This window comes from Archangium sp., from assembly GCF_036388035.1.
GTDB lineage: Bacteria > Myxococcota > Myxococcia > Myxococcales > Myxococcaceae > Archangium.
This window is the reverse complement of sequence record NZ_DASVSO010000900.1, coordinates 1-2740: the sequence shown is the minus strand read 5'-3', so window position 1 is coordinate 2740 and position 2740 is coordinate 1. Positions and strand designations below refer to the sequence as shown.

Below are 2740 nucleotides of genomic sequence, written 5' to 3'. Positions count from 1 at the left end.
TCGCTGTTCAAGGTACCTCGGAATCGACTCTCGCCGACTCTCTTGAGGTACCGCTTAGAATTGACTGCGGTTTCCGCAATCTGTCTTCTTGGGCTTGCTATTTGGTTTTCAAAGACCGAGCCGCTTGTTGCTCTCGCGACTATGTGCTACGCTCTGCTTCGCTGCTGCATCCCCTTCAACTTCGGGGGAGGCATTCTTTATTTCGAAGCGCTTCCGCTGTCAAGCGACCGTTGTCGCTTTGCTTCATCGCTTCGCCTCGTTTGGAAGCAACATCGCACCGGAGCGCTTTGTTTCTTCTCTTTCGAGGGGGCGCGGAACCTACTTCGCTTCCGCCTTCCCTGTCAACCGACTTCGTCGACCCCTTCTTTCCCGCCGATTCGACTCTGTCGCCTTCGCGACTTCGCCGTTTCGAGGGGAGGCGGCTTCTACCACCGCCGCGTCAGGTGTCAACTCCGCTCGTTGACTTCGTATTTCGTCTTTCAAACCCGCTCGGGAGCTCCCGTCGCCGTTGCGACTTCGCTGTCCCGTTCAGGGGGCGCGGCTTCTACCACCACCGCGTTGAGAGTCAACCGCCTTCGTCGACCTCTTCTTCCCGCTCCATCGACTCCGTCGCCCGTGCGACTTCGCCGCTTCGAGGGACGCGGCTTCTACCACCGCCGCGTTGGGAGTCAACATCGTCCCGTCGACTCCGTATTCCGTCTTTCAGCTTCGTCCAGGAGTTCCCACCGCCAGTGCGGCTTCGCCTTCCTGTCCACGGGCGGCGATGGATCCACCGCTCGTTCCTTCCAACCTTCGACTCGGGAGCCTGCGGCGCCGTTGCGCCAGCCCGTCGGGCGAAGGGAACCGATACCTAACGCTTTGTTGCCTGGCCGTCAAATACTCAATCGTGACGGTTGATCCCGAGGGACAGCTCTGCGTCCGGTCTCATTTGGGAAACCCTCAAGCGCCGCCAACCCCTTCCCGGAATCGAGAGATTTTCGATGCCCACGCGGCTCCCAGAGGAGCGCCACCCACGAACTCCTGTCAGAGAGACCGCGCACTTCCTCTCCTCGTGAGAAGAGGCCGCACTCCGTGTCAGCGCCAGGGTGTCCCGTCACGAGAGGAGTCTGCTGCTTCACGAAGCTCACCCTCTTCAGAGCCCGCCTCTCACCAATAGCGGGACATCCACGCAGCTCACTGCGAAGGGCCTCCCGCGCGTTCCTATCGGAGAACCCATGCAATCTCTCTCCTCGTGAGAAGAAAGCGCACGCAGTGTCAGAGCCAACGTGTTTTCTCGTGAGGACACCGCTGCTCCACAGCCTCAGCGCCTGCTTACCGGGAGCCGTGGCCCGACTCCGCCCACTCGGGCCACCGCGCTTTCAGCTCGGCGTGCAGACCGACCACCGCTTGCTGGACTCCTGGTGACCCCAACACCCAACGTCCGCCCGTCTGCTCGCTCGTGTCGAAGGTCTCCCGAGCACCTGCCTCGAGAGACCCCCTCACCGGCTACTCCTTCCGGAAGACCACATAGCCCGCTGCGGGGATGTTCACCTTCGTGTTCCCGCCGCTCACCTCCGCGCCGAAATTACCGAAGTTGCTGCCCCCGTACACCGCCGCGTCGCTGTTCAACACTTCCTTCCAGCGCCCCGGCGGCAACGGCATCGTGTAGCCCTCCAGGTTCTTCCGGTTCAGGCTCCCCACCACCAGGTACTCCTCGTTCCCCGACTTGCGCGTGAAGGCCAGCACCGCGTCGTCGTTGTGCGTGTGCACCCGCTGCACCTCCGCATCCGCTCGGAAGGCCGGGCTCGACTGACGCAGCGCGATCGCATCCCGGTAGAAGTGGAAGCTCTGCCGGCGCGTGATGTCCTCCATCGCCTCCGTCCGCTGCTCCCCGGACATCGCCGCCAGGCGCTCGAAGACCTTCCGGTCCTCCGCCGTCAGCCCCTGGTACCCCGCGTCCTTCGCTCGCGCCTCCGGCGGCAGGGAGAAGAGGCGCTCGTACGTCGCCTTGCGCGCGTCGTCGAACGTCACCTTGTCCCAGTTCCAGTCCTTCCCCAGCGACTCCCAGCTCCAGTCGCTGTCCCACGTCGACGGATTCCCCCAGCGGAAGTCGTTCTGCGCTCCAAACTCGTCTCCCTGGAAGAACATCGGGATGCCCGGACCCGCCAGTCCCATGCCCGCCGCGAACCTCGCCGCGCTCCTCGACCACTGGTCCGGTGTCTCCGTCGGCTTCTCTCCCTCCGCCGTGTTCAGCGTCCGCTGCGCGTTCCCCACCTCGTCATGGTTGGAGATGATGCTCAGCGCCTTCTTCCAGCCGTCCAGCCCCCGCGGGCTCGTCATCATCGACACGAAGGCGTCCATGTCCGTCTTCAGCCCTCGCGCCGCCGCCTGGATCAGCCCCGGCTTGCCTCCACCGTCGTTCACCAGCCGGTGCTGGAACTCCGTGTACCACTGCGCGTCGAAGCCGCCTCCCGTCCCGTCCTTCTGGCTCGGCCGCGAGATGCCCGGGTCGTAGTCAAACTGCTCCGCCACCGTCCACACGTCCGGGTTGAAGAAGTGCACCTGACGGTTGATCTCCCTCAGCAGCTCCCAGCCGTCCTTGCCTCCCACTCCCTTGATGGGCTCCGTGAAGTCGAACCGCAGCCCGTCGAAGTGCAGCTCCTCCACCTGCGCCACCGCGTGGTCCACGAAGAATTGCTTCACCTTCGGGTTCGAATACGCCGGCACCGCGCCCCACGGCGTGTCCCGCTGCTCGAACTTC

The 2740-nt window shown here is 63.9% G+C and carries 1 protein-coding gene; it reads right to left on the bottom strand.

All coding sequences use genetic code 11. The features are described from left to right. Positions 1 to 1485: 1485 nt before the first annotated feature. Positions 1486 to 2740: alpha amylase C-terminal domain-containing protein (locus VF697_RS36955; protein WP_331102590.1), on the bottom strand; the 1255-nt coding region annotated here is incomplete at its 5' end.